Source organism: Clostridium sp. ZS2-4 (genome assembly GCF_026719745.1).
Lineage (GTDB): Bacteria > Bacillota > Clostridia > Clostridiales > Clostridiaceae > Clostridium_H.
Map to the genome: position 1 here is coordinate 1 of NZ_JAPPRQ010000057.1, position 503 is coordinate 503.

Genomic DNA, 503 nt, shown 5'->3' on the forward strand with positions numbered 1-503 from the left:
TTAGCAATATCAGTTTCAAAGGTAGTTTTAAATCTACTAAAAAAAGACTCATCTGGTACCGAATTATAGAAGCCACAAAATTCTCTTATTTCAGTAGAAAATACAAGAAATAGATTTAACAATACGGTAGTAGGTATATGAAAAATTTGCATTAAAATTAGAGCTGATAATACAGAAGAAAGTGCATATTCTCTATTCCTGCCTAAATCGGCATAATAATGTTCTGTAAAAGGACTAGGAATAAAGCTTTCAATATCAAAATTGTCAGAAAGCAAAGTTATGAACCCTACGGGTTGCTTTGAAGCCAAAGCTTTTAAATCAGATACCTGTTCAAAAAAATTGAGTTGTTTATTTTTATTAAGACAAAACATGTTTGTTCTCCTCCTCTGTGGTGTTTGGTTTTATGTGGTGTAATTCTATTATGTCGCAGTGGAGGAAAATATAAAAGCCTAACGGCTTAAAAATTAGACAAATCAATGCTTGTGGAATTCTGCAAGCGACTA

General features: G+C 31.6%; 1 protein-coding gene. It reads right to left on the minus strand.

From position 1 onward, the window contains the following. A partial coding sequence (locus OIO11_RS11540) for a transposase (protein WP_268071629.1) occupies positions 1–371 on the minus strand: 371 nt, incomplete at its 3' end. Positions 372–503 lie beyond the last annotated feature (132 nt).